The organism is Fischerella sp. PCC 9605 (assembly GCF_000517105.1).
In the GTDB taxonomy this organism is placed as follows: domain Bacteria; phylum Cyanobacteriota; class Cyanobacteriia; order Cyanobacteriales; family Nostocaceae; genus PCC9605.
In genome coordinates this window covers 240,869-260,783 of sequence record NZ_KI912154.1, presented here as the reverse complement: position 1 = coordinate 260,783, position 19,915 = coordinate 240,869, and the positions used below count along the sequence as shown (strand labels likewise).

General features: G+C 42.1%; 18 protein-coding genes. 4 read left to right on the top strand and 14 right to left on the bottom strand.

The genetic code is table 11. The features are described from left to right. Positions 1-78: 78 nt before the first annotated feature. The 14 genes from FIS9605_RS0135275 to FIS9605_RS0135210 form a co-directional block, all read right to left on the bottom strand. Positions 79-822 (bottom strand): phycobilisome rod-core linker polypeptide, encoded by a 744-nt coding sequence (locus FIS9605_RS0135275; RefSeq protein WP_026736672.1) that lies wholly within the window; start codon positions 820-822, stop codon positions 79-81. Between the two features lie 86 nt (positions 823-908). Beyond that, positions 909-1,748, bottom strand: coding sequence for a phycobilisome rod-core linker polypeptide (locus tag FIS9605_RS0135270; protein WP_026736671.1), 840 nt, complete (start codon positions 1,746-1,748; stop codon positions 909-911). A gap of 107 nt (positions 1,749-1,855) precedes the next feature. Then, on the bottom strand, positions 1,856-2,479 hold the full coding sequence (locus tag FIS9605_RS0135265; protein WP_026736670.1) for a HEAT repeat domain-containing protein: 624 nt from the start codon (positions 2,477-2,479) through the stop codon (positions 1,856-1,858). 77 nt (positions 2,480-2,556) lie between these two features. Continuing rightward, complete coding sequence (locus tag FIS9605_RS0135260; protein ID WP_026736669.1) at positions 2,557-3,387, bottom strand: HEAT repeat domain-containing protein; 831 nt, start codon at positions 3,385-3,387, stop codon at positions 2,557-2,559. Between the two features lie 22 nt (positions 3,388-3,409). Continuing rightward, a complete protein-coding gene (locus FIS9605_RS0135255; RefSeq protein ID WP_026736668.1) occupies positions 3,410-3,652 on the bottom strand; it encodes a phycobilisome linker polypeptide in 243 nt (80 codons plus the stop codon). A 179-nt stretch (positions 3,653-3,831) separates the two neighbouring features. Then, positions 3,832-4,698 carry a phycobilisome linker polypeptide gene (locus FIS9605_RS0135250; RefSeq protein ID WP_026736667.1) on the bottom strand — a complete coding sequence of 289 codons (867 nt, stop codon included), beginning with the start codon at positions 4,696-4,698 and terminating at the stop codon, positions 3,832-3,834. A gap of 148 nt (positions 4,699-4,846) precedes the next feature. Then, positions 4,847-5,335 (bottom strand): phycocyanin subunit alpha, encoded by a 489-nt coding sequence (gene cpcA / locus FIS9605_RS0135245; RefSeq protein ID WP_026736666.1) that lies wholly within the window; start codon positions 5,333-5,335, stop codon positions 4,847-4,849. An 85-nt stretch (positions 5,336-5,420) separates the two neighbouring features. Further along, positions 5,421-5,939: a phycocyanin subunit beta gene (locus tag FIS9605_RS0135240; RefSeq protein ID WP_026736665.1), complete on the bottom strand. Its 519-nt coding sequence runs from the start codon at positions 5,937-5,939 to the stop codon at positions 5,421-5,423. A 699-nt stretch (positions 5,940-6,638) separates the two neighbouring features. After that, positions 6,639-7,271: a HEAT repeat domain-containing protein gene (locus FIS9605_RS0135235; RefSeq protein WP_026736664.1), complete on the bottom strand. Its 633-nt coding sequence runs from the start codon at positions 7,269-7,271 to the stop codon at positions 6,639-6,641. A gap of 136 nt (positions 7,272-7,407) precedes the next feature. After that, positions 7,408-8,181 (bottom strand): HEAT repeat domain-containing protein, encoded by a 774-nt coding sequence (locus FIS9605_RS0135230; RefSeq protein ID WP_026736663.1) that lies wholly within the window; start codon positions 8,179-8,181, stop codon positions 7,408-7,410. A 140-nt stretch (positions 8,182-8,321) separates the two neighbouring features. Then, the gene (locus tag FIS9605_RS0135225; RefSeq protein WP_026736662.1) at positions 8,322-9,161 is read right to left on the bottom strand and encodes a phycobilisome linker polypeptide; all 840 of its coding nucleotides are present in this window, start codon (positions 9,159-9,161) and stop codon (positions 8,322-8,324) included. 233 nt (positions 9,162-9,394) lie between these two features. Then, positions 9,395-9,886: a phycocyanin alpha subunit gene (locus FIS9605_RS0135220; protein ID WP_197036244.1), complete on the bottom strand. Its 492-nt coding sequence runs from the start codon at positions 9,884-9,886 to the stop codon at positions 9,395-9,397. Between the two features lie 170 nt (positions 9,887-10,056). After that, positions 10,057-10,575, bottom strand: coding sequence for a phycocyanin/phycoerythrocyanin subunit beta (locus tag FIS9605_RS0135215; RefSeq protein WP_026736660.1), 519 nt, complete (start codon positions 10,573-10,575; stop codon positions 10,057-10,059). 669 nt (positions 10,576-11,244) lie between these two features. Next, on the bottom strand, positions 11,245-12,189 hold the full coding sequence (locus tag FIS9605_RS0135210) for an RluA family pseudouridine synthase (RefSeq protein WP_026736659.1): 945 nt from the start codon (positions 12,187-12,189) through the stop codon (positions 11,245-11,247). 1,752 nt (positions 12,190-13,941) lie between these two features. Here FIS9605_RS0135210 and FIS9605_RS0135200 point away from each other — a divergent pair. The 4 genes from FIS9605_RS0135200 to FIS9605_RS0135185 all read left to right on the top strand — a co-directional run bounded on the left by FIS9605_RS0135200 (position 13,942) and on the right by FIS9605_RS0135185 (position 19,755). Next, a complete protein-coding gene (locus FIS9605_RS0135200) occupies positions 13,942-14,199 on the top strand; it encodes a hypothetical protein (RefSeq protein ID WP_026736658.1) in 258 nt (85 codons plus the stop codon). 132 nt (positions 14,200-14,331) lie between these two features. Continuing rightward, positions 14,332-15,633, top strand: a complete 1,302-nt coding sequence (locus FIS9605_RS0135195) for a response regulator (RefSeq protein WP_026736657.1) — start codon at positions 14,332-14,334, stop codon at positions 15,631-15,633. A gap of 181 nt (positions 15,634-15,814) precedes the next feature. Further along, positions 15,815-16,315: a chemotaxis protein CheW gene (locus FIS9605_RS0135190; protein WP_026736656.1), complete on the top strand. Its 501-nt coding sequence runs from the start codon at positions 15,815-15,817 to the stop codon at positions 16,313-16,315. Between the two features lie 170 nt (positions 16,316-16,485). After that, positions 16,486-19,755 (top strand): GAF domain-containing protein, encoded by a 3,270-nt coding sequence (locus FIS9605_RS0135185; RefSeq protein WP_026736655.1) that lies wholly within the window; start codon positions 16,486-16,488, stop codon positions 19,753-19,755. Positions 19,756-19,915 lie beyond the last annotated feature (160 nt).

Sequence of the window (19,915 nt, the reverse complement as noted above, 5' to 3'; positions counted from 1 at the left end):
ATTTGTTGTTAGTTGTTTGTTCCAAACAACCACCAACTACCAACTACCAACAAAATCTACTAACTACTTTACTTTAGCTTAACGTACAGGAAAACTCGCACTCGGACTGATAGAAACAGGAATACCCTGCGGTTTTGCCTCCCGTGTTGTATCGGGAATTTGGATGTTAGCAGTACTAACAGGGGTGTAGGAAACTGTCTTAATTTCAATGGACTTCGCCATATCCAAGAAGTTATTAATATCACCCCACTTGTAGCGCTCAGTTTCTTGTTTATCGCGCCAGTAATTACCGTAACGAGGTGTTACCAAATTAAAGGGTCTATCTTTAAAGCGACGGCGTTGGTAGGGAATAGTATTATCACCAAAGTTGGTTTGATACTCTTCAGAGTCTATCAAAGCATCAACAAAGCCACTAAAACCTTTGGTAGCAATTGTAATTGACCAAGCAATTTCTTCGTCTTTGTTGTAAGGTGCACGACCTAAAAACCGTTTGAGGCAAAGTTCCACGACGCGGTAGTTAGAGTTTGTCTCTACAACTAGGCGACGGAATGCTTCTGATTTTGCTAAACCACGAATAAAATCGCGTGTGGTAATTGCCCGGTTCTTTAACTGGGATTCTAAATTTTTTTGGCGATAAAATTGCAGGTTTTCGTGTTCGCTGAATACTTGCCGATACCCAGCCCAAATTAATTCTTTGATTTCGCTTTCAGTAGGAGAATCTTCTAAGCGATAGATTCTGGGAGTATCTTCGTTAGGTACTTCGTAACCAGGAACACGCTGGTTCTGGGAACTCGGTTTATATTGCAATAGAGGTATTGACATTGTTAATATCTGTCCTTTGTTATTTGTCATTTGTCATTTGTTTTTTACTAATAACTAATGACTAATGACTATTGACTAATGACTATTTAGGTTGTTTTGTTACCAGGAATGTAACGATAAGGCAATGCAACTTGTACAGGTTTCACGGTTGGGGGCAGGGTTGCAGATTCGCGGGTTGTGTCAGGAATCTGTATACTAGAAGCAATATTTCTAGCGCGATCGCTCGAACGTTGATATTCTGCCCCGCCTGGTGTTACACTCGCAGCCATTGACAGAAAGTTGGCTGGAATTGCTTGACGAACTCCTCGCTGTACTGCTTGTCCTGTGCGTACAACTTGATAGAAGGAACGGCCTCCCAAGTATGTTTCAATCAAACGACCGCGCCAGTAATCGTTATAGCGAGGGTTAACCAAGTTAAATGGTCGATCTTTAAAGCGGCGACGCTGGAAGGGTACAATGTCATCGCCAAAGTTCTGGCGGTACTCATCTGAGTCTACTAGGGCGTCAATAAAGCCATGTAAACCTTTGGTCGCAATCACGATCGACCAGGAAATTTGCTCGTCTTTACCGTAGGTAGCGCGTCCCAAAAACCGCTTAAAGCTAATGTCTACTAAACGGTAGTTCGAGTTGGTTTCTGCTACTTCGTCGCGGTAAACGTCAGATTTGCCCAATCCCCGAATAAAATCCCGGACGTTGATTGCCCGATTGCGTAATTGCGATTCTAAGTAGGGTTGGCGATATTTTTCTAAAATGAGGTGTTCGCTAAATATCTGCCGATATGCTGCCCAAATGATGGCGTCAATATCCGCATCTGAGGTAGCATCGGCTAAGCGATAAATTGTCGGTGTATCTTCGCTAGCTACTTCGTAGCCTTCGACACGCTGATTTTGCGTAGTTGGAGTAGATTGAAGTAATGGTATCGCCATCTTTAACTTCTTACCTTTTTTAGGGTTTCGCAGAGACTGGTTAGTGGATAGTGGTCAGTGGTCAAATAACTACTAACTACTAACTACTAACTACTAACTACTAACTACTAACTACTAACCAATACTTGTCTTTGAGCTAGATGCACGCGAGCACGGATAGCGTTTTCAGCATCAGTAGCCAGTATTTCTGCAAATTTCGCCTGGATTGGCTGTTGCAGTTCAGGTATTTTCGCCAAGGCTTGCAAACCGACGACAGCAGCATAACGAATCGACCAGTCCGCATCTCGGGAAATGAACATTAGGGTTTCCAATGCTTTTGCTTGCGCTTTTTGGCGTTCTGTGATATCTAGTTTTGAAAAGCGCAAGTTTCCCAATCCTTTGGCTGCGGCACGACGAACGCTGGGAGCAAAGTCAGTAGCAGCTGATGCTAGCAACACATCTAGGGCGCGAGGATCGGCGATCGCAGCCAAGGCACGAATCGAGTAAGCCCTTGCACCATAGTTATAATCATCAATCTGTGCTAGCAGCTGTGGTACAGCTACTTCTCCTAACTGCGTCAATCCGGCGACTGCTGCCACTGCTGCGGCTGGATTGTTATAACCAAACACAGCAATTAACGTCCCAATTGCCGCCTCATCTTTTGCAGCTGCCAATTTTTGTACTGCTGCTACCATTTGCGCTGGTGAGTCTGCTTGTGCAACGTCACGAATTAATTGTTGGGTGTTGGTCATTGGTCAAGAGTTAGTAGTTAGTAGTTAGTAGTTAGTAGTTAGTTGGTAACTACTAACCACTAACCACTAACCAATCACTACAACAGTGAATCCATTAAGTTCATTACCCGAAGGGCATCCTCACCAAAGGAGGAAACATCTAACTCTTGTTGAAGTTGATGTTCTAGCAGCCCTTTGAGGGCAATCAGTTTAAAACTATTTTCAACCTTGGCATTGGCGATCGCATCTGCTGCTGGCAAATACCCCATAGCACCTAAGTCCCCTAAAGCAACGCGGCGCAATTTTAAATCGCTGCTGTCCAACACTTTCACTAAACGTTCTCCATAGGAGGTGTCTTGTGTGAGTTGGTACATTGCTCTTGCGGCTGCACACTGCACTCGTGGTACTGGATGCTCAAGGAAGGGTTCTATTAGGGAAACAGCCTCAGTAGCACCAATAGCTCCTAAGGCTTCTAACACCGCTTCGTAGGGCTGGGTTAAGTGTGGGCGTCCCGGTACTGTCACCGCAGCTGCTACACCTCCGCCCAGCAATTGCATTAATGCCGGGGCTGCTGTTATGTCTCCCAGCATTGCTAAGGACTGGGCAGCTGCCTCACGCACATAGAAATCAGAGCATTCCAAACATTGGATCAAGCCTGGTACAGCGCGAGTGTCACCCAATTTCCCTAATGCTCTGGCGGCATTGCGGCGTAGAGGATAGCCTCCCATTTCGGTTGTGTCAGCTTCATCCTCTAACGCCACAATCAAGGCATCGACAACAGCCCGATCGCGGACACGAAACTTACCCAACCACCAAGCGGCATAATAGCGGAGACTTAAATCTGGAGATTGCAGGTTAGCGATCGCCTGCTCTTTTGTCAGTGGCGGCGCGTTTTCTTGTAAATATTCTTCCGCACTCGGTTCTATCATCACCAAAGCGTTAACTAGCAGCTTACTCGCCCGCAGAGACTAAAGGTTCAATTTTGACGATTCTACCGCCCATACGAGTAATCCGCTGCATTTCTTCGTTCATGCGGTTGTATGGCACGGTGATAAATACGCTGCCACTGTTGCGGATGTCGTAATTATTCTTATCGTTTTCTTCGTTTTGCCGCAAGCCTACGACTTCATAGCGAAACATCCGGCTGTTTGCACTGGAAATGCCATTAGCACCAACTGTGGTTTGACCGAACATCCTTTTAACCTCTCCTGTAAAATTAGCTTTTAGGCAATTGTTAGGAGTTAGGAGCTAGAAGTTAAGAGTTAGGAGTTAAGAATTATGGAGTTTTGAATTTATATTTTCTTTAACCCATAACTCATAACTCATGACTCATAACTCTTAACTCATAACCCCACTCCTAACTTTTCACTTTGTTACGCTGGTGTGATGCTGACAATTTTGCCACCTTGGCGTTTAATTTGCTCCATTTTATCCAAAAGGCGCTCGTAGGGTACGACGACCGCATAGCTGCTGCGACGCACGCTGGGGAAACCAGGGTTGCGCTGTCCGGTTACTTCGATGCGATAAACGCGATCGCTCTCTCCTACAGCATTTCCCATATTCTTTCTGGGAGTCACATCCGCACTTGCACGGTATCCCCAGTTAGTATTGCTGCCAGATGGCCCGACAATTGAGGAAGTGCTATTGGTTGCTAGTTCGCGGGCTAGCCGGGTTTTGCTGCCTTCTACCTGGGCGCGATCGCTATTGGCATAACCCCGATACAAGCGGAACATCCGGGTAAAGCCAGCGGTTTTTTGTCCGGTTTGAATTTCAAAACCGCGATAATAAGGGACAATGTTGTCGCCGAAGTTGTTCAGGTATTCAACTGAATCTATGTAGGAGTCAATTTCAGTATCGTACCCTTGGTTCTGGTACAAGTCTAAGTGGAAAATCACCTCAGACTCATCGTAAGGAGCACGACCCAACAAATGCTTGTAGTTGAGTTCAATAAACCGGGTTTGGAAGCTGTTGTAGAAAAACTTCTTCTTGTAGATCTCTGACTTGGCAACGCTACGTACAAACTCCCGCACTGTCAGGTTACCATCTCGCAGGAGTGATTCGGCACTGACAAGGCGTTCCGATGCCATGATGTAGTCATTGCCCAAAACTTGCCGATATACGGCGCGAATCACTGCTTCTACTTCATCTCTACTGGCATTGGGACGCAGTTCAACTTTAGCTGCATTAGTGCTGCTAAAAGCTTCTGTTCCCAACCTGGATGCTGCTGCTGTAATCGCCATTTTTTCCCCCTATTTATTTACACGCTCAGATTCCTTTGCGCGTTTGATAAATATTTTTTATCAATCTTCAGATAAAACTATGCCCGGAGCGAGATTCAACTGCTAGGTAATTCCATACAGCTGCATCCCTCTCCGGGCATTACGCTATCTAGCTAAGAGCGTTGATTGCGTAATCAATGTAGGTGTTGGCTTCGTTAGCAGCTTGACCAGACAAACCATGATTAGCTTTGATGTATTTCAAAGCTTCTACGTACCAGCTGGGGGACAATTCAAAAGCGCTGTTGATTTCATCCAAACCAGCAATTAGATACTCATCCATTGGACCGGTGCCACCTGCAACCAAGCAGTAGGTAACCATCCGCAGGTAGTGGCCGATGTCACGAGCGCACTTGGACTTACCGCGAGAATCAGAAGCGTACTGAGGTCCGCTCATTTGGGTGGTGAAGGGGAACTTCTGATATACAGCTTGAGCTGCACCATCAATCAAGCGCTGAGCGTTGGAAGTTAAAGCGCGAGCAGCTTCCATGCTAGCAGTAGCACGCTCCAAACGACCACGAACAGCTTGCAGCTCGGTGTTGCTCAGAAAACGTCCTTGGGTATCAGCAGCTGCGATTGCTTCGGTAATGGGTGTTTTCATGGTGTAAGATCTCCTTTACGTTTCGTAAACTTTTGCCTAGATACCTATTTTTTAGGTTCTGGGCTTTTTTGCTGTGTTCTTAAAATTAGGCAACTGCGGCAGCAGCGCGATCGAAGTAGCTAGCTACTTCAGACATTAACTGACTGCAATCTCCCTTAGTGATACCGTTGGGGTCGTTAGCAATATTAACCGCAGCTTCTTTCATTTTCTGAACGCCAACTGCCACGGAAGAACCAGGAGTACCCAGAGCTTGGTAGGTTTCGCGCAAGCCATTTAAGCAACGGTCATCGAGAACGCTGGCATCACCTGCGAGGATAGCGTAGGTAACATAGCGCAAGATGATTTCCATGTCGCGGAGGCAAGCAGCCATGCGACGGTTGGTGTAAGCGTTGCCACCAGGAGAAATCAACTGGGGCTGTTCTTCAAACAAAGCACGAGCAGCGTTGGTAACGATGGTGGAAGCATTGCTGGTGATGCGGTTTACAACATCCAGGCGCTTGTTGCCGTCTTTTACCATATTGCTCAAAGCATCGAGTTGCTCGTTGCTCAAAAATTCGCCTCTGGAGTCAGCTTGAGAAACCACCTTGGCAAATGCGTCTAACATGGAATATTCTCCTAATTCCTTAGTTGAGTGCTGTCTTGATTAAAACTGGCTATTGTTTTATCAAATTGGATTCGGTTAATAACAGACATTGAACGAGAGGGTTTCTCTAAGTTTGTTGTTCATTTTCCTCGTTCAAAAAATTTAACAAGAAAAATGAGAAACTGGGGTGATTTTATGAGAAACTGGCAAACTTTATGAATTGATTGCCACCTTTAAGTTTTACCTGTTATTTAACCCCTCCAGCTTATGTTTATACAACGCTATAGGGGCATTATCTGTTACAAATTATGAATAAATGAGATATACCAATAAGAAAAGCCTCAAAACCTTTACATGCAAGGGCTGTAACTGAGATTAGGATGATTTTTTCGTAACTTAACTTAACAAAAAAGTAAAAACTGACGCAACTTTTCTTTGTTTATATTTTTTTAAGCTTTTATCAAACCCATATATAACAATCTATTCAAGTTCAACATGACTTTGATCGATCAACCACTGTATGTTAAGACTTTGTAACAAAAAAATCTAAATATTGCCGCTAGTTGCAGAAATTTATCGCCTTAGCGGGAGAGTGGGAGAGGGGGAAGTATTGTGGAGACTGATTAAGTTTTGAAAGCAGAACAAGCAGGAGGAGAGGAAGGGGTGGGCAGAAAAATAAATTCCTCTCATCCTGCTGATTTTTTTATTTCCAGTCTGTAGTTAATGTGACAAATTTTTTTCTACAGATGTTGAGATGCGCGATCGCACAACTTTATCTGCTTCTTGATTAAGCCCCACCTGCAAGGCTGCTTTAGCTTCTGGTGTGGCAATTTCTTGCAAAGAAACAGCAGCCGCGTAACGTAGTCCCCAATCTTCTGGAGTGAGTAACGCCCAAGTCAATTTTTCAACAGCATGGCGGATCGCTTCTGGGTCATCAGTAGTACTGCCAATCTTTCCCAGTCCGCGTGCTGCAATGCGCCGGACGTTTCCCTGACAGTGATTGGCTACTGCTGTACCAACAACTTCTGCTAACACATCAAATGCTCGGTCGTCGCCAATTTGGGCTAGAGCTTGAATTATATAGGCTTGCAAGCCCTGATCGGTAGAACTGCGGTAGGCAGTAATTAGTGCTTCTACGGTTGCAGGTGCTAACTTTACCAACGCTTCAACTGCTGCCGTAGCTACAGTAGCATGATGATAGCTTAAAGCTTGGATGAGGGCAGAAATTGCTGCTGTTTCCGTAATTTCACTAGCAGATATGGCCGCAATTGCAGATATCGCATCTGTTGGCGATGAGCTGCGGTTTAATTGCGAAACTAGTTGCTCGCTATCTGTAAATTTCAGTTTATTCATGATTGTTAAGGATTGCAGACATAAAAAATGACTGGGTTAGTGGTTAGTAGTTAGTGGTTAGTGGTAAAAAACCAACTACTAACCAATGTACAGACGTGCCATGGCACGTCTCTACAACTACTAACGATTCCCTAACTCAAAGCTGAATTAACAAATCATCAATTGCTTTAAAAAGTAACTCGATTGTTTCCTGATTGGGGCGATCGCTATCTAATAAAGCTTCGAGAATGCGTTTCAAATTTAACAGTTTGAGACTGTTGGGAACCCGAGCAGCGAGAATTGCATCTACTGCTTGGCGATGCCCAACAGCTCCCAAATCAAATATGGCTGCCCAGCGCAAATACATATTGTCATGGTTGAGATTATTGACAATACGTTCGATGTATTGGGGTTCTTGAGTCAAAAGATACAAATACCGCGCCGCAGCACATTGCACCCGTTCAGAAGGATGCTTGAAAAAAGGTTCTATCTGAGGACGAACAGACCAGACTTGCAAAGTGGCTAGTGCTTCAATCAAGGCTTCATAGGGTTGCTGTTGGCTAGATTGCAAGAGATTTAGCAATGGCTCAACAGCCCGCTTGTCGCCAATCGCTGCTAGAGCCTGAATCACCGCTTCCCGCAGGTGCAGATCGTCATCACATGCCAGTGCAGCAATTAACGCTGGCACTGCTTGGGGATTCTTCAGTTGCCCTAAAGCCCGTGCAGCTTGACGGCGCAGGGGATACCCTCCTGATGGAATGCGATAAAGTTCATCAAACAGGGCTTCACACAACGCCATACAGCCTGCTTGCACCTGATGCTTCCCCAACCACCAAGCAGCGTAATAGCGAATTTGGTTATCTTCGCCCTTGAGTGCGGTGATCGCTGCTTGGGGAGAAAGAATTGGTTCGGCAGAATAAGCAGCAGTCATTCGATTTTGGATTTTGGATTTTGGATTGGGATTAGGGATTAGGGATCGGGGATTGGGGATTAGGGATCGGGAATTAAGCATGATTAATAACCACTAACCATTACCCTTTCCCCTATCCCCTATCCCCTTTCCCCCTTTTTCTACGAGGCTGGCGCAATCTTAACTATCTTGCCGCCACGCTTGTGAATTTCTTGGTAGGTAGCAGAGAGTCGCTCGTAGGGTACGGTGTAAACTTGTCTGCTACGACGCACTGCTACTTTCGTGTTTAGTCCACCAGCGATCGCTTCGACGATAAACATGCGAGCATCTCCCATTGCAGGAGAACTGACTAAGGTTGGTGCTAGTGATGCAAAGCCAAAACCTGGCGACAATGGTGCCGTAATCATATTTGACATGTTCATCGCGATTTTCGACCGCAAGCGCGAACTTTTACCACCAAACTGGGCGTTATCACTGTTACCCCTACCACGGTAAAGCTCGAAGATGCGGTTATATCCCACTGTTTTCATGCCAGGAATTGACTGAAACCCACGGTAATAGGGAACAATGTAATTACCGAAGGCATTGTCATATTCTGAACTGTAAATGTAGGATTCGATTTCAGCGTTGTAACCACCAGAAGCGTAGAGGTCTGTGTGGTATGCGATTTCGGATTGATCGTAGGGTGCGCGTCCCAACAAATGCTTGTAGTTCAATTCAATGAACCGCACTTGCGAGTTTTTGTAAAAGAAGCATTCTCTGTAAAATTCAGATTTTGCTAAAATTTCAACAAATTGTTTAACGGTGATTTTACCGTTACGCAGCATTGCTTCGGCGCTGGTGAATTTTTGGCTGGCATACACACCTTGACGACCAAAAATTTGCTCGTAGGCAGCCCGAAACACCACCTGCAAATCATCTTCGTCCCAATTTTGGCGCAGTTCTACTTTTTTGCCTATCTCATCTCTAATTGCTAGGCGTTCTGCGACTGAAGTAGTCATCTTTACAATCGCTCCATTCTAATCGTTTCTTTTTTAAAACATGACGAATGGCTAATCGCCAATTGCTAATTGCACTGTTGTTAGTAGTTAGTAGTTAGTAGTTAGTAGTTAGTAGTTGTTTTTTGACCACTATCCACTATCCACTATCCACTATCCACTAATCACTAACCAGTCTCGATTAGCCATTAGCCATTAGCCATTAAATAAGGACAAAAGACACTAGTTGTGTAAATTTAGCTCAATGCGTTAATTGCATAGTTGATATAGGTGTTGGCTTCACCAGCAACATCACCACTCAACCCATGATTATCACGGACAAATTCTAGAGCCGCTACATACCAGCTGGGAGATAAGCCAAGAGCGCCGTTGAATTCCTTTAAGCCTGCAACTACGTATTCATCCAAGGGGCCAGTGCCACCAACTACACAGCAGTAGCTGATTGTACGTAAATAGTGGTCAATATCACGTACGCACTTAGATTTGCCTTCTGGAGTGGAAGCGTACTGAGGCCCTTGCATTTGGGTGGTGTAGGGGAATTTTTGATATACATGATTGGCTGCTGCTTCCGCCCATCTCTTACCATTGTCAGCAAATGCTTTAGCAGCTTCTAAACCAGCACGAGCGCGGTTGAAACGACCAAATACTGCTTGCAATTCGGTGTTGCTCAGGTAAGATCCGCGAACATCAGCGGCGGCGATCGCTTCAGTCAATGGGGTTTTCATAATTTACTTATTCTCCAAAAATTGCCAACAAATTACTCAAAAATGTCTTGAAAAAAATTCTGCAAACATGTCACGCATTTCACTTGCATCTTTAATTTTTTTGCAATTACAAATGACCAATGACTAATGACAAAGGACATTTTTTAAAAGTGCAAAGCATGACGAGCAATATATTAAGCAACGGCAGAAGCAGCGCGGTCAAAATAGCTAGCTACTTCAGACATTAACTGACTGCAATCACCTCTGGTAATGCCATTGGGATCGTTAGCAATATTGATGGCAGCTTCCTTCATTTTTTGAATTCCAGAAGCAACTGCATCACCAGGAGTACCAAGAGCTTGATAGGTTTCACGCAAACCGTTCAAACAGCGATCGTCCATAACGCTGGCATCACCTGCCAAAACTGAATAGGTGACATAACGCAGAATAAATCCTAAATCGCGGATGCAAGCAGCCTGGTTGCGATGGTGGAAGCAAGCACCACCAGGATTAAATACTTGTGGACGTTCTGCAACTAAAGCACGATAAGCATTCGCCACTATGGAGGAAGCGTTGCTGGTGAGTCGGTTAACTACATCTAGGCGCTTATTGCTATCAGCAACCATTCCCTGGAGACCGTTGATTTCGTCACCGCTTAGGTAAGCACCTTTTTTATCAGCTTGTTCAACTACTCTAGAAAAAGCGTCAAGCATTTTTTTCTCCTCGTATTCACAGCAGCAAATTCAAGCCATTAATTAAGCTTATTCTGAGTTAAAAGCAATCACATCATCATGACAAATAGGCAATATAAAACATGGCAAATATTGCACATTAAAAAATCAAAAAAAATGATTGCCACGTGCAAATATGTAGCCCGAAAAAACCTTGATTGTCTTGATTTTTTTAAATTGCTTTTTAACCTAGTTCGTATTTTATATATGGCTTGCGATCTTTTTTTATGAACTTTATTTAACAAGTGTAAAACTCTAGATAATTCAACGAAATTTATGAATAGATAAGCTTATAGTCTTGTTGATTTAATTCTTGATTTACATTGAGTTACTTTTCATTACATAACTTCATAAATGTGCTGCTATAAGATTATTGGTTAGAAAAGCAACATAATATTTGATCCTGTTCTGGTCAAAACAAAATTTAGTTAGCTCTCTCACAAAGAGTACAAATAAAAAATCTGTATTGTATGTAACGGTTTTATCGCCTTGCTACATTAGTCAAAATACTTAAAATCCAAATCTGCAAATTTATCTCAAACATCCTGGGTAAAAGCAGATATTTCTCGGGTTTAGAGAAGCTTTGATGCATAAGAGTACATGAAGATATGTAAAGGTGAGTTAAGAAAATTCTGTAAAATTTCTCAGTCTTTACTTTCTTTGGGAAGATACAGTAACTCGCCGCCTCAAAACTTCAAGAAGAGTCGTAAAGGTTTGGGGAGGAGACGCAGTTACTTCAATCCACTGTCCGGAAATTGGATGCTGTAACCTTAATCGCCAAGCATGGAGTGCTTGACCAGGTAAATTCACACCTATCGAATGACCGGAACTATAAACAGGATCGCCAACAATAGGATGACCCATGTGGGCACTGTGGACGCGAATTTGATGGGTGCGTCCGGTTTCTAGTTGAAAGTGCATCAATGTATAGTTGCCTAAGCGTTCTAATATTCGCCAATGAGTAACTGCTTGTCTTCCGCCTTGTTCTGTGGAGACAACAGCCATTTTTTTGCGGTCTACCGGATGGCGACCGATCGGCAAGTTAACTGTACCGCTTTCTGTTTTCGTAACACCGTAGACAACCCCTAGATATTCTCGCTGTGCGGTTTTAGCTTTAAGTTGTGCTTGTAGGTGTTGATGGGCATGTTCAGTTTTAGCAATAGCGATCGCCCCTGTTGTATCCTTATCCAATCGATGCACAATTCCCGGACGCTGCACGCCGCCAATGCCGGGTAGGTTGGGACAATGAGCTAAGATGGCGTTAACCAATGTGCCATCGGGATGGCCGGGTGCAGGATGGACAACTAACCCCGCAGGTTTATTGAGAATTAATAGTTGATCGTCTTCGTAAAGGATGTCTAGGGGGATATCTTCTGCTGCGAGTTCGAGAGGTTCTGCTGGGGGAATTTCTAAGGAAATGCGATCGCCCACTTTCACCCCTGTCTTTTTAGATGTGCAGACTTTGCCATTGAGTTGCACTTGGCCTTGTTCAATTAACTGCTGGATACGGGAACGGGATAGATCTGTACACTTTTCGGCTAAGTAGCGATCTAAACGTTCTGCTTGTTCTTCTACTTGTAAACTAATTTCAGTCACAGTTGCGTTGCTTTTACTTCCAGTTTTTGTAGTTTAGCTTCTATTGATAATTGCTGTAAGTTTTGTTGAGTGGTTGGCGTTACGATTTTAACAAACTGCTATCACACACAGAAGAAGATTTTATAATCCTTTCGTTCTTGTTAAGACAAATGCCCATACTTATTTGGGCATAAAAAAGTATCAAAATCTCTCTTACGTTTCCCTCATGTTTCTTGAGAGGGATGAGGGGTGACAGCAATGCTGGCATAGCACCCATTGCCATACTCAACTTTAAAAGTTTATTGTTGTTGAACAAGAGGAAATATATTTAGTCATTTTGGATGTGGATAATGTTTAATTGCTGAGTTTCACATCTTACATATCAGTTTGCCAAAAGCTATATCACAAGCTGCTAGTTAAACTTGTGCAGTTTTAGAGATGCTTACTCAAAAACAACGTGTGTAACATCTCTAGACTTTTTTTTGCTTATAACAATACATGACTTTTACCATGTAATCCGGAAAAGTTTGATTTTAGAAAAACTGAGCAATATTTTTTACTTTTACATTTGTTGACTAAACATACATTATTTCTTGTGTACAAAACCTATATATATATTCTTACGGTAATAAAACAATCATTGTTAATGTACAAATTTTATCTATGAGCTTGAATCTTTTGTAGTATGTATTAGCTGGTTGGTATTTTTTGAGATATCGCTGGTGCAGATACAGCCTATACTTCAGATGCTTGTCATTTTGACCTAAACATTTCATCCGGATTAAATTCGGATTTTAAGAATATATACCTCAGTAGTCAATATCATACTAAATCAGCTCAATTAAGCTCTTTGACAAGGTTCATCGTAAGTTGATTAATGCAATGGTGAGCCTAGAAAAGCCTAATGATGTGAGTAATAAAAAGCAGTTATTCTGACTTTTGAAGCCTGATAAAAAAGTAGCCATAAATATATAAATGTATCTAAACCCACAGAATAATTTGGTATATATTGATAGAAGTATTTATAGCAATGCTAGCTGCTAAAAAGCAATTAATGAACTTTATCTTAAGTGTACAAAAATGTACACTTAAGTATCAGCAGCTAAAAAATTAAAACTTGAATTGAAATATTCCTGACATTTTTTCGCATATGCCAATAACTTTAGTTTCACATTTTCTTTACTTAGAAATAGTATTTTTCACGTTGTTTTTAACTATTATCGTGAAATTATAGTAATCTAAATGTTAGGAAGATATTTCTATTTTTTAGGTATGCAGTATACTTGTTGAATTACAGCAAAATTATTTAATTAGGCAATTGTAATTCTTCAAGATGACTACTTATCCAGATCATCAGGGCAATCTTCCAGATCATCAGGACAAAAGTTTAGAGGGTGTTTTCAGAACTTATGAAGAAATTGCCTTCTTTTGAACCAATAGCAGTTGTATCTTGTACTCCACCATTGCTGAGCCAAGCATCTCCTCAGCCACAATTGGTAGGAGTTCGCTATTCCTGTCGTGTCATTAAAGATTTCGCTGTGAGCAAAAGTAGGACTTAGTAGGGAAGCATTCAAACAACTAGCGAACACTACATTAGTTTTGGTGAGTTTAGATGGTTTGCATGAAGTGCAATTCTTGCGGGAAGACGTCACGCATCCATAGTGCTAAGTGCTTGCTACAAACTAATCAAAACTAATGACATAGTTCACTAAGTTAGAGCATACAACAATAGATATGCCACCATACTTCTGAGCGTCCATCTTCGGCTTGCAGATGTGCGATCGCACTCTGAGCCTTGCTAATAAGTATGATTACCTGTCAAATATTTGGATAGTACCTTTCACTGTCTGTGCGTACATTACCTGTCTGCCATTTACAGCAGAATCCCAACTAAGCACTCAAGCCGCAGAAGCTCCCAACCCACTCAAAATTAGGCGTCTGATGCGCGTTGCTCTCCGATTGGAGGGCGTTATTAGTTTTCAAGTAGCATCCGCTTCACGTACTCTTTATATGAGTGTGCCTAAAGTTTAAGCTAATGTTAAGTAAGTGCAAGATACAGGCGCTGTTTCATGGCAACTAGTAGAGCCATTTTGCTGTGTGGCAATAGCAAGGATATTCACGACTTGCATTTGTAAAACTTGATTTTATCTGAGAGCCATAGCCATGAAGATACTTCCTATCAATAGATACAGATTTTATCAGACACTGCAACCGCTGTTTCTGTTGAAGAAAATAACTAGTAAATCCACTACTGGTTGTTTGCAAGTGTTTACCGCTTCAGCTTCTTGGTCAATTTATGTAGAGGAGGGAAGACTAGTTTATGCCTGCTGTACAGATAAAATGTTTGAGCTGCTTTACAAACACTTGCAGCGTTTGAGTCAAAAAATTCCTACTCTTCATCATGGAATTAAAGAGCAGTTGCAGGCGATCTTTGAAACTGGGATTGAGAATCAGGCGATACCGAATCCAGATTATCTAGCGATTTGCTGGTTAGTCAATCAGAAGTATATTACTTCTGGTCAAGCCGGGATATTGATAGAACACTTGGCACTAGACGTATTAGAGCCGTTTCTACACTTAAAAGAGGGGAGTTACGAGTTTAATCCTGAGAGCTTTTTGGATGAGATGCCAAAGTTCTGTCACTTGGATATACGCTTGCTAGTCGAATGTTGTCAAAAGCGATCGCGCGGTGTGTCAAGCCCAGGCAATATTGATTCTTCACCATCAAAGCAACCCGCATTAGGGCGACACCATCTAGGCAATGACCAATCAGCTTCTGGATTTGCAGTTGCTAATCTACGGGAAACCAGCCAAAGAGCATCTTTCCAGCAACCCGCCGATAACCACCAGGAAGCCCCCCACCACAGACGCGCAGCATCTTCCCATGAGGGTAGGGCATCTACGGAAACCTCTACAACAAACTCCTCAACTGTTTCGGGACAGCAACAGCATCTTCATGTTGTACCTCCAGTTCAGCCACAATCTGCAATACCAACTCAGCAACCATTGCCAAAGCCACATTCTCCCAAGGTATTGCCTCATCCTGTTAACGCTAGCAACAATAACCATCCACTCATTTCCCAGCCACAAACAGAGAAAAAAATCTACACAATCTTCTGCATTGATGACAGCCCAGTAGTAGTGAATGCTATCCAAAGATTTTTAGACGATCAAATGTTTTCTGTTGTGGGCATCAACGATCCATTGAAGGCTTTAATGCAAATTATTCGCCTGAAACCAGACATAATTTTACTAGACATCGAGATGCCCAATTTAGATGGTTATGAACTGTGTTCATTGGTGCGAAAACATTCTCAGTTTAAAAACACACCAGTGATTATGATTACGGGTCGAACAGGCTTTATAGATAAAGCCAAAGCTAAGATTGTGAGAGCATCAGGCTATTTGAGTAAGCCTTTTACACAAGCAGATTTACTTAAAGAAATCTTTCAACACATTCAATAGCTGGATAAAAATAAGTATGATTCAGGAATGGGAAATGGATCGAAAAACTTCACATCCATTTACACAGTTGACTATATTTTTGCTTGCATACAACTAAGATGATCGCGCCTATGTAAATAAACTCTAAATCCACAAATCAATGCTGAGTGTGATTTGATCGGTAACAGCGGTTACTTTGACAATGGACAGTCCAAACACTAAAATTTTCATCAACCAAAACCCAAATAAATTGGGAGATGGCTATCTCAAGTTTAAATTGAATCAATCCACCTCTGCTGTTTTACCAATACGGCACACGCAAGAAGTAATGATTGTGCCAGTTGAGTCTATAGCATCAATGCCAAATATGCCTGCTTGTGTACTGGGATTAATGAATTGGCGCAGTCGCATAATTTGGGTTATTGATTTGCCAAATATGCTCAACCTAGAATCTATAAATAATCGATCGCTACAGTACAATCTCATCATTATTCATATAAAATCAGTACTGCTAGGTATAGTTGTACCAGAGATAAAAGGCATTATCAGGTTAATCTCTGATACAATTCAATCGCCTCATTCACAAATTTCCCACAGTTTGGTTCCTTATTTAAGTGGATTGATTTGGCAAGACACAGAAATTTTATTGGTATTAGATGCACAAGCTATTGTGCAGTCTCAAATTTTTCATAATAACTACTAGTACAAGATGGCAAGAATAGTATCCTGCAAATTCGCGTGAAACAGCGAATTTGCAGAACTGCAAGAAGTAGACAGGAATTATGCATATATCATCAGCTTATTGCTTCCTTTAGACTGTACTAGTCTGTATCAAGAAAAAATATTTCATTTTCTGAACATAGAGATAATTTGATGGTTAATAGAATTAATTCCGAGAAGACAAACAGCAATTCTCGACAGCGTACATTTATGGTTTCACCTGAAATTGAGACTGTAATACAGCGCAGAAATTACTCTGTATATTCTCCCATCAATAGCCTCACAGCATTGGTAAAACAGGCAAGCTTTCGCACCAAAGCGATCGCGTTTGCTATTGCAATTTCTACTCTACCAATCTTGGGAATTGGGGCACTAAGCTATTACTTAATCAATCAATCCCTCACTAAGGAAATTAGTAATGTTAAACAAACTAGTGCCCTGAATTTATCAAATAATATTGAGCGATTTTTACGAAAGCGATATGGAGAAATTCAGCTATTTGCCAGTCAAAATTTCCTCACCAACTCTACACTTAGACAAAATTTAGATGCACAAGAGAAAGAAGCACGAGTAAACAATTGGCAGGAAATTTATCAAGTTTATGAAAGCATCGCCGTTTTGGATCTAAATGGAGATGTCTTTTTACAAACCAAAGGACAACCAATTTCTAACCAAAAAAATCAGGAATCTTTTCAAGCAGTTCTCACCACTAATCAACCTCATATCAGCCAGCCATTCACAACAACAAATCCACAACAATCTAAAATTTACTTGGCTGCACCTGTTAAAGATAGTGTCACGGGTAAGACTATTTATATTATCCAAGCAGTCATACCCGTGCAATCTTTAGCACAAACACTCAATAAACTTTCGGCAATTAAGGATGAATACCAGCTCATAGATGCTGCGGGAAAGATTTTTTTAGCTACAGACAAAAATCACTTGGGTAAAAACGCTCAAAAAGTGATTCCGAATTGGGAACAGCTGCAAACAGCCCAACGGGTAGTGACGCGTACATTACCCGATCGAAAAGGCAATGCTGAAGACTTAACAACTTTTGTTCCTTGGCAAAGAATAGAAGGTTTGCCAAACCTGAATTGGAAATTAGTTTTGAGTACGGATAAAGCTATTGCACTGGCGACTCAAAAACAATTATTGCTGATATTGGCAATTGGAACGATTGTAACGGCGTTGCTAGTAGGTGCGATCGCCACCATTTTAGCAAACCGTCTGACTCTGCCAATTCAAACTGCAATTACGGTAGTGAAAAAACTGGCGAGAGGTAATTTTGATACTCGCATTACTGTCCAGGGTGAAAATGAATTTGCTACCCTCGGAGGCAGTATTAACCGCATGGCAGACCAGCTACAAGACCTGCTGCACAAACAAAAAGCCGAAGCTGAGCGCTTAAGGATATTCACAAACATCTTAACGGCAATTCGCCAGTCACTCAGTTGTGAAGATTTATTTAACACTACGGTTATAGAGGCCAGACAAGCATTAGGAGCGCATCGAGTTGTCGTCTATCACTTTAATGCTCATGGTAGGGGGCAAGTTGTAGCTGAGTCCGTTGCTCCTGGATTACCCCTAACTTTGGGGGACACTATTGAAGATAGTTCCATTGCCAGACAACTCATGGAAGCCTACACCACTGGTGGGGTGCTCATTGCCAATAACGTCTTCGAGGCAGAATTAACTCCTGAGCATCTCAAGTTGATGGAAAGACTGCAAGTCAAGGCGATATTGGCAACACCAATTCTCAAAGATAATCAAATCTTTGGCTTCTTGATGGCTCATTATTGCTGGGCTCCCCATGTTTGGCAACCTTTTGAAATTAATTTCTTAAGGCAGTTGGCAGTTCAAGTTGGACTGGCTTTAGAACGAGTAAGTTTATTAGAGGTGAGCCAGGTACTGAAAGACTTTGCCATTCACTTATCTGGAACTCTCAACTCTCAGGAAATTTACAATTTGGCAGTTCAAGATATCCGTAAAGCCTTAAAGGTGGATCGAGTTGTCATCTGTAAATTTGATCAGAATTGGCAAGGTAGTATTCTCGCTGAGTCCGTAGTTGAGGGTTTACCTGGCACTTTAGAAACAAGATTTCATGAAACGAGTTTGCAAGATTACGTGGAAAGGTATCGCCAAGGTGGTGTGCTGGCTACTAACAACATTTACCAAGCAGGTTTTTCGGAGTTTTACATCAAACAGCTAGAATCATTTGCAGTCAAAGCCCATTTGGAAGCACCTATTTTGTTGGGGAGTAACTTACTAGGCTTGTTAATTGCCCATCAGTGTACTAGAACTCGTGTGTGGCAACAGGCGGAAATGGATTTATTTGAGCAATTCGCCAGATTGGTAGGACTGGCTTTAGAGCGAGCTAATCTTTTAGAGCAAAGCGAAAAAGCTACCCAAGAGCAACGTCAGCAATCAGAACAACTGCAACAGGAGCTAAACAAACTCCTAGATAATGTGGCTGGAGCCAAAAGGGGTGACTTGACAGTACGTGTGGAAGTCAGTAAGGGCGAAATCGGCGCGATCGCAGACTTTTGTAACTTCATTGTTGAAAACTTGCGAGAGATTGTCATCCAAGTCAGAACAGCTGCTACCCATTTGAATACAGCGATCGCCGAAAATTCTGGGGCGATCGGTCAACTGGCAATTGACACATTCAAACAAACACAGGAAATCGACCGTTCTCTCGATGCAGTTGATCAAATCAGACTTTCCATCAAAGGTGTAGCCAAAAATGCCAGACTAGCCACAGCAGTTGCTCGCACCGCCTCTCCAACCGTCGAACTTGGTGACGCAGCAATGGATCTCACCGTCGAGAATATCTTTAGCTTGCGAGAATCAATTGGAGAAACGGCTAAAAAACTCAAGCGTTTAGGGGAACATTCCCAACAAATTTCACGTTTGGCCTCCTTAATCAATCAAATTTCTTTGCAAACCAACTTGCTAGCGATCAACGCTGGCATTGAAGGAGCACGCGCAGGTGAACACAGTCAAGGTTTAGTCTCTTTTTCTGAAGAAGTGGCTGCACTGGCAGCGCAAAGCACCACAGTCACTAGTGAAATTGAAGGAATTGCTGCCAGTATGCAACTAGAAGTTGGTGAAGTAGTTAAGACAATAGAACTGGGAAGCGTACAGGTAGTAGAAATAACTCATTTGATTGAAGATAGCAAACACAGCTTGAATCAAATGCTCAATATTTGTTGCCAACTTGACAACTTGGTACAGTCAATATCTAACGCTATAGTATCTCAGGTACAAACTTCTAAAGAAGTCATCCATTTAATGAAAGAAATAGCCAAAGTATCTGAAATGACCAGCAGTTCCTATCGCAAAGTGTCCGCGTCTCTCCAAAAAACATTAGAAATTTACCAGCAATTACAAGCCAGTGTTAGTAATTTCAAAATTGGGTAACAAGTTATTGATAAAGTAAATAATAATTTATTCGGTGCGCTAATTGACATGAATGCACCGAATAAACAAGATTTTGTATGTTACAACTTACCATAGATAATATCAATTCTCAAAACTATAACTACACATTGTTAGTAGTAAGCACTTAAGTGCTTACTAC